Below are 7,169 nucleotides of genomic sequence, written 5' to 3'. Positions count from 1 at the left end.
GCCGCCCGCCTCGGCCAGCGTCCGCAGCTCCGGCCCGGCCTCGCCGCCGCTCCGCTCCTCGAAAGGCCCGCCATGCCCGCATCCCCCACCGTCGCCGATCTCGTCGGCCGCGCCCTCGCCCGCCTCGGCGCGGAGCACTGCTTCGGCGTGGTCGGGTCGGGGAACTTCGCGGTGACCAATGCGCTGCGGGAGGCCGGGGCGAGGCGGGAGCGCCGCTACGCGTCGAGCAGCGCGAACACGCGGGCGGGGCTGCCGGTGCCGCCGACGATCGGCAGCGGCGCGACGACGATCGCCGCGCCCTTCGGCGGTAGCTGCTCGAGGTGCTGCAGCGACGTGATGCCGTACTTGTCCGCGCCCAGCAGGTGGTAGTGCATCGGGAACGGCGGGTCGAGCTCGGCGCCGCGGCCCGCGTCGATGCCCACCGTCTCGACGCCCACGCCCGAGAGCTCCTCGCGGCCCGCGAGCCACTCGGCGCATTCCGCCGTGAACCCGGGGGTGTGCGAGCCGTTCTCGTCGGCGTTGATGAACGCCTCCTGCGAGTCGGCGTAGCGATCCCAGCCGGTGCGCAGCAGCAGCCAGGTGCCCGGCTCGAACGCGCCGTGCTCGGCCTCCCACGCCTCGACGTGGTGCACGTCGAGCAGGAAGTCGTTGTCCGCCTCGGCCTCGGCCGAGAAGTCGAGCACCGCGGCGGGCCCGAACAGGCGCGCCGGCGGGATGCTCGCGACGTCGTGCCCGTCGCGGCCGCTGATCCAGTGCACGGGCGCGTCGATGTGCGTGCCGATGTGCTCGCCCGTGTGGATGTTCGCGTGCTTCCAGAACGGGCCGGGCTTGTCGTACTCGCTGACCGTCTCGAGCGAGAAGTCGATGAGGTTCTCGAAGGGCTCGGGCAGGCGCAGCACGGGGGTGGAGGCCTGGAGCGTGTTGGTGAGGTCGACGATGCGGAGCGAGCCGGAGCCGAGCGCGCCGAGCAGGCTGGGGATGAGGGACATGGGTCCTCCTCGTTGAGGGGCGGAAGTACGGCGGATCAAGGCTATACCGAGCGGCGCCCGCCGCGGCCGAGCGCGGTCGCGGCCTCCTCCGCGACGATCCGGCTGAGCCCGTCGAGCACCGGCGACCGCAGGTTCCACCGCTGCCAGTACAGGGGCAGCGACACCGTGGATTCGTGCGCGAGCTCGACGAGCCGCCCGGCCGCGAGCAGCTCCTCCGCCTGCCGCTCCGGCAGCATGCCCCAGCCCATCCCGAGCTCGATCGCGAGCGTGAACTCCGCCGAGGAGGGGATGAAGTGGCGCGGCGGCTCGACCTGCGCCCGCGTGATCTTGCGGATGAAGCGGTTCTGGAACTGGTCGTGGCGGTCGAAGTCGAGCACCGGGGCGCGGCGCAGCGAGTCCGCGGAGACGCCCTCGGCGAAGTGGTCGGCCGCGAACCCCGGCGCGGCCACGGCGCGATATCGCACGGCGCCGATGCGGGAGGAGACGCAGCCCGGCACGGCCTCGGCCGTGGCGGTGAGCGCCGCCATGGCCTCCCCGCTGCGGAGCCGCTCGGCCGAGACGGTCTCGTCCGAGCGCAGCAGCTCGAACCGCGCCCCGGTCTCCCTCGCGGCGCGCGCGAGCGCCGGCATGAACCAGGTCGCCAGGGAATCCGAGTTCACCGCGATGGGCACAAGCGAGCGGCCCGAGGTCCCGCCGTCGAGCTCGAGGGAGACGTCGTCGACGATGCGCTCGACCTGCCTGGCCGCCCGCAGCACGGCCTCGCCCGCCTCCGTCGGCGCCACGGGACGGGTGCGGCGCAGCAGCACCGTGCCCACGCGCTGCTCCATCCCGCGCACGCGCTGGCTGATCGCCGAGGGCGTCACGTGGAGGCGCCTCGCGGCGCTCTCGAAGCTGCCCTCCTCGACGATGACGGCGAAGGTGGTGAGGTGCTCGACGGGCAGGTCCACGGCGGCTCCGATCCGAATGCTGGAGATGAAGTTCTGCTTATGATGCCTGAGAATCATGAGGCACGCTGATGTAGCGGCGGGCGGTGGCGATCTCGTAGCGTCGTCGCCGTGCTTCTTCCTCTTCTCATCGGCGCCGGCAGCGGGCTCTCGCTGATCGTCGCGATCGGCGCGCAGAACGCGTTCATCCTGCGCCAGGGCATCCGCCGCGAGCACATCCTGCCGATCATCCTCATCTGCGGGCTCACGGATGCGTTGCTCGAGCTCCTGGGCGTCGCGGGCATCGGTCTCGTCGTCGAGCGCGCGCCGCTCGTGCTCGAGATCGCCCGCTGGGGCGGCGCGGCCTTCCTGCTCTGGTACGCCTGGACCGCGTTCCGGCGGGCGCGACGGCCGCAGGCGCTCATCGCGGGGGACGGCCGCGAGACCTCGCGCAAGCGTACCATCCTCGCCTGCCTGGCCATCACGTACCTCAACCCGCACGTCTACATCGACACGATGGTGCTCATGGGCTCGATCGGCAACGCGCAGGGCGATCCGGAGCGGTGGTGGTTCGTGGCGGGCGGCGCGCTCGCGAGCATCCTCTGGTTCTTCGTGCTCGGCTACGGGGCGAGGGCGCTCACGCGGTTCTTCGGCACGCCGCGCTCCTGGCAGATCCTCGACTCGATCGTCGCGGCGGTCATGATCGCGATCGCGCTCCGCCTCGCGTTCGGCGGGATCGGGGCGTAGACGCCGGGAGCGCGGCGCGGCCTACGCCTCGCAGCGCTCGAAGACGTGCCCCGGCGAACCGGCCGGCTCCAGTGCGAGATCGCGGCGGATGGCGTTCGGCGGTAGCGCCCCCGAAGCGCACAGCTCCGCGAAGCGATCGCCGTCGACGTACTCGACGTCGAGCACCACCGGATAGGCGTCGAGGAACGCCTGGCACTCCCCGTACTCCCCGCACTCCTCCACGATCGCGAAGTCGAAGCCCGCCCCGGCGCCCGCCGCGGCCAGCTCCGCGGCGTTCTTCTGCGCCGCGGCGAGGCCGAGCCCGTGCGCCGCATCCACGAGCTGCTCGGCGAGGGAGAGGTTGTCGGCCGGCTCGAGCAGGCCCTCCGACCGGAGGAAGGAGTCGAGGTTGTCGAACTCGACCGCGTCGAAGCCGTCGAGGGCGCATCCCTCGAGTTGCTCGCCGAGCAGCACGGCGATCGCCTCGCGCCGCTCGCCCGTCGAGGTGTCGAGCAGGAGCTCGTCGGGCCAGTCCGGGTCGCGGACGGGATCGCCGGCCGCATCCGTCAGCAGGAGGTCCCGCCACCGCCCCTCCTCGCCCGGCTGCGTCTGGAACCCGTTCACGTAGCAGACCGAGTAGCCGCCCTGCAGCGGCGCGGCGGTGCGGTCGCGCACCACGATCCCGGTGCCGGCCGGCGGCTCGTACGCGCCGCCCAGCTGATAGTCGAACGCGCCCGGCGCCGGGGCGGCGTACGCGCCGTCGGCCGCGGCGTTCTCTTCGGCTCCGGCGCTCCCGTCGGTCGCGGGGCCCTCACCGGGAGAGGGCCCCGCAGCGCAGCCCGCGAGCAGCGCCATCGCCGCGGCGGCGAGCAGCGCCAGGCCCCGCCGGCCGAGGCTCCGGTTCAATCGAACAGCCGTCGGAAGACGTTCGTCTCGGCCAGGTCGACGAGCTCGTCGCCGCGGCCGGACATGATGGTGCGCATCGCGTACAGCGTGAACCCCTTCGCCTGCGCCGCCGTGACGGTGGGCGGGATGGAGAGCTCCTGCCGGGCGGTCACGACGTCCACCAGCGCGGGGCCGTCGTGCTCGAGGGCCTCCCGCAGCGCCGCCTCGAGGTCGTCCGGCTGCTCCACCCGGCGGCCGTGAATGCCCGCGGCCGTCGCGAGATCGGCGAAGTTCGGGTTGTCCAGCTCCGTGCCGTAGTTCACGAACCCCGCGGCCTTCATCTCCACCTCCACGAAGTTCAGCGAGGCGTTGTTGAAGACCACGAGCTTGACCGGCAGGTTGAGCTGCCGGAGCGTCAGCAGCTCGCCGAGCAGCATCGCCAGGCCGCCGTCGCCGGCCAGCGCGATCACCTGACGGTCCGGGAAGGCCGACTGCGCGCCGATCGCGTGCGGCAGCGCGTTCGCCATCGAGCCGTGGCTGAACGAGCCGATCAGACGCCGCCGCCCGTTCATCGTGAGGTAGCGCGCCGCCCACACCGTCGGCGAGCCCACGTCGGGGATGAACACGGCGTCGTCCGAGGCCAGCTCGTCGACGAGCCTGGCGGCGTACTGCGGATGGATGGGCGTGCGGTTGCGATCGTTGTCGGCCAGCTCGTCGAGCCCCTTCCGGGCCTTCTCGTAGTGGCGCTTCGAGGAGTCGAGGTGCCTGCTGCGGGTGCGCTCCCGCAGCAGCGGCAGGAGCGCGTCGATCGTGTCCTTCACGGAGCCCACGAGACCGAGATCGACCGGCGTGCGCCGGCCGAGCTGCTCGCCCCGGATGTCCACCTGGATGATCCTCGCCTTGGACGGGTAGAACTGCCGGTACGGGAAATCGGTGCCGAGCATGAGCAGCACGTCGGCGCTCTCGATCGCGCGGTAGCCGGAGGAGAACCCGAGCAGCCCCGTCATGCCCACGTCGTAGGGGTTGTCGTACTCGATGAACTCCTTGCCGCGCAGCGCGTGCACCACCGGCGCCTTGAGCCGCTCGGCCAGCGCGATGAGCTCGTCGTGCGCGCCCTCGACCCCGGCGCCGCCGAGGATCGTCACGTTCTTCGCCTCGTCGAGCATGTCGGCCATCTGCCGCAGCTGCGCATCCGCCGGCCGCACGACCCGCGGCGCGTAGGCGATCGGCGCCGAGCGCCGCGTGCCGGGGCTGTCCTTGAGGAACACCTCGCCGGGGATCACCACCACGGCCACGCCGCGCTGCTCGACCGCGGTGCGCATCGCGATCTCCAGCACGTGCGGCAGCTGCTCGGGCACGCTCACGAGCTCGGTGTAGACGGATGCCTCGCGGAACAGGTCCTGCGGATGCGTCTCCTGGAAGTACGTGCCGCCCACCTCGGCGCCGGGGATCTGCGCGGCGATGGCCAGCACCGGTACCCGGCTACGGTTCGCGTCGTACAGGCCGTTGATGAGATGGGTGTTGCCCGGTCCGCAGCTGCCGGCGCAGACCGCGAGCTCGCCCGTGAGCGCCGCCTCGGCGGCCGCGGCGAACGCCGCCGCCTCCTCGTGGCGCACGTGCTGCCACGCGATCGTGCCGTCGCGCCGCAGCGCGTCGGTGAAGCCGTTGAGGGAGTCCCCGGGCAGTCCGTAGACCCGCCGCACGCCGGCGTCCTTGATGGTCTCCACGATGGTCTGGGCGATGGTCGGCATTGGGGCCCTCGATTCCTTCGTTCCGGTCGCTCGTGGCATCAGCCTAGGAGCGCGGGCGCATCGGAAGGTGGGAACGGCGCGAGCGGCCGCGGCGCCGGACGGTTGCGCTCCGGCTGCGGAGGGGATATGGTCTGCAGCGTTCATCCGACCCGTCGTGAGGATTGCCATCGTGAAGATCTTCGAGCGTTTCACCGCACGTCCAGTGCGCTGACCTCGAAGACGGCCCGTTCGCGGCTCCGGAGTCAGTGCAGCACCGCCACTGACCACCTCGGAGCATCATGTCCATCTCGCAGCATCACGCGATCGTCCTCGACGGCGTCGGCCTCGAATGGCCCGACGGCACCGTCGCGCTCGACGGCCTCGACGCGGCCTTCGGCACCGGCCGGACGGGGCTCATCGGCGCCAACGGCACCGGCAAGACCACCCTGCTCAGGCTCATCCTCGGCGAGCTCGAGCCCTCCGCGGGGACGATCGCCGTCTCCGGCTCCGTCGGCTACCTGCCGCAGCAGCTCTCCCTCCGCACCGAGGACACCGTGGCCGCGCTGCTCGGCGTGCGCGAGCGCCTCGACGCCCTGCGCGCGATCGAGGCGGGCGACGCGAGCCCGGAGCGCTTCGACGCGCTCGCGGACGACTGGGACGTCGAGGCCCGCGCCGAGGCCGCCCTGGACCGCGTCGGGCTCGCCGGCATCCCGCTCGATCGGCCCGTGGGCGCCCTCTCCGGCGGCGAGACCGTGCTCATCGCGCTCATCGGCCTGCAGCTCGCGGGGCACGACGTCCTGCTGCTCGACGAGCCGACCAACAACCTCGACCGCCGCGCCCGGCGGCTGCTGCACGACCTGATCTCCTCCTGGCGCGGCACGCTCCTCGTCGTGAGCCACGACGTCGAGCTGCTCAACCGGATGGACGACACGGCCGAGCTCCTGGACGGCGCGATCGCCGTCTTCGGCGGCCCGTACGACGAGTACCGCGAGCACGTGGAGCGCGAGCAGCAGGCGGCCGAGCAGGCGCTGCGCACCGCCGAGCAGACCCTGAAGACCGAGCGGCGCCAGCGCATCGAGGCGCAGACCAAGCTGGCGCGGCGGCAGCGCTACGCCCGCACCGACTTCGAGAACAAGCGCAAGCCGAAGATGATCATGAACCTCCGCAAGGGCGAGGCGCAGGTCTCGGCGGGCAAGCTCCGGGGCCGTCACGACGCCAGGGTGGAGGACGCGCGCGCCGAGGTCGACGAGCAGGCCGCGCGGCTGCGGCGGGATTCGCGCATCCGCATCGAGCTGCCCGAGACGGCGGTGCCCGCCTCGCGCCGCCTCGCCGAGCTCGAGGACGCGCACGGGCACCGCTTCGTGCTGCAGGGGCCGGAGCGCGTGGCGCTCACCGGCCCGAACGGCATCGGCAAGACCCGGCTGCTCGCCACCCTCTTCGACGCGGAGCTCCGGGAGGCGGGCGCGCCCAGGGCGGTGCCCCGCACCGGGCGGATCGGCCTCCTGCCGCAGCGCCTCGACCACCTCGACGACGGCGAGAGCATCCTCGCCACGATCGCGGCGGCCGCGCCCGAGGCCTCGGAGCACGAGATCCGGGCCGACCTGGCGCGCTTCCTGTTCCGCGGCGATCGCATCCGGCAGCGCGTCGGCGACCTCTCCGGCGGCGAGCGGTTCCGCGTCGCGCTCGCGAGGCTGCTCCTCGCCCGGCCGGCGCACCAGCTGCTCGTGCTCGACGAGCCCACGAACAGCCTCGACCTGCCGAGCGTCGACGCGTTCGTGAGCGCGCTCGAGGGGTATCACGGCGGCCTCCTCGTCGTCAGCCACGACGAGGCCTTCCTCGCCCGGCTCGGCATCGGCACGTGGCTCGAGCTCGACGAGGACGGCCTGCGCGAGCGCGGACCGGACGGGCGCGGCTGA

6 protein-coding genes are annotated in these 7,169 nt (G+C 72.8%); 2 read left to right on the top strand and 4 right to left on the bottom strand.

Features of this window, described 5'->3' with window-relative positions:
* Window positions 1–215 precede the first annotated feature (215 nt).
* Together FM112_RS08170 and FM112_RS08165 are read right to left on the bottom strand one after the other, a co-directional pair.
* Window positions 216–989, bottom strand: coding sequence for a cyclase family protein (locus FM112_RS08170; protein WP_087006295.1), 774 nt, complete (start codon window positions 987–989; stop codon window positions 216–218).
* Window positions 990–1,030: 41 nt separating this feature from the next.
* The gene (locus FM112_RS08165; protein WP_087006291.1) at window positions 1,031–1,993 is read right to left on the bottom strand and encodes a LysR family transcriptional regulator ArgP; all 963 of its coding nucleotides are present in this window, start codon (window positions 1,991–1,993) and stop codon (window positions 1,031–1,033) included.
* A gap of 51 nt (window positions 1,994–2,044) precedes the next feature.
* Between FM112_RS08165 and FM112_RS08160 the strand changes: the two genes are divergently transcribed.
* Complete coding sequence (locus FM112_RS08160; RefSeq protein WP_087006288.1) at window positions 2,045–2,659, top strand: LysE/ArgO family amino acid transporter; 615 nt, start codon at window positions 2,045–2,047, stop codon at window positions 2,657–2,659.
* A gap of 21 nt (window positions 2,660–2,680) precedes the next feature.
* On the opposite strand, the gene FM112_RS08155 is transcribed toward FM112_RS08160, so the two are convergent.
* Both FM112_RS08155 and poxB read right to left on the bottom strand, forming a co-directional pair.
* Window positions 2,681–3,544 (bottom strand): endo alpha-1,4 polygalactosaminidase, encoded by an 864-nt coding sequence (locus tag FM112_RS08155; protein WP_254910418.1) that lies wholly within the window; start codon window positions 3,542–3,544, stop codon window positions 2,681–2,683.
* Window positions 3,541–5,274 carry a ubiquinone-dependent pyruvate dehydrogenase gene (gene poxB / locus FM112_RS08150; protein ID WP_087006285.1) on the bottom strand — a complete coding sequence of 578 codons (1,734 nt, stop codon included), beginning with the start codon at window positions 5,272–5,274 and terminating at the stop codon, window positions 3,541–3,543. The genes FM112_RS08155 and poxB overlap by 4 nt, the downstream gene beginning before the upstream one ends.
* A gap of 278 nt (window positions 5,275–5,552) precedes the next feature.
* On the opposite strand from poxB, the gene FM112_RS08145 reads away from it, so the two are divergent.
* A complete protein-coding gene (locus tag FM112_RS08145; RefSeq protein WP_176386738.1) occupies window positions 5,553–7,169 on the top strand; it encodes an ABC-F family ATP-binding cassette domain-containing protein in 1,617 nt (538 codons plus the stop codon).

It is taken from the genome of Gulosibacter sp. 10 (assembly GCF_900163695.1).
Lineage (GTDB): Bacteria > Actinomycetota > Actinomycetes > Actinomycetales > Microbacteriaceae > Gulosibacter.
Note: the sequence above shows the minus strand (reverse complement) of the source record. Positions and strands in the feature narration are given on the sequence as shown.

Coding starts and splice junctions, on each gene's coding strand:
- poxB (WP_087006285.1), bottom strand. CDS start 5,274: ATGCCGACCATCGCCCAGACCATCGTGGAGACCATCAAGGACGCCGGC.
- FM112_RS08170 (WP_087006295.1), bottom strand. CDS start 989: ATGTCCCTCATCCCCAGCCTGCTCGGCGCGCTCGGCTCCGGCTCGCTC.
- FM112_RS08145 (WP_176386738.1), top strand. CDS start 5,553: ATGTCCATCTCGCAGCATCACGCGATCGTCCTCGACGGCGTCGGCCTC.
- FM112_RS08165 (WP_087006291.1), bottom strand. CDS start 1,993: ATGATTCTCAGGCATCATAAGCAGAACTTCATCTCCAGCATTCGGATC.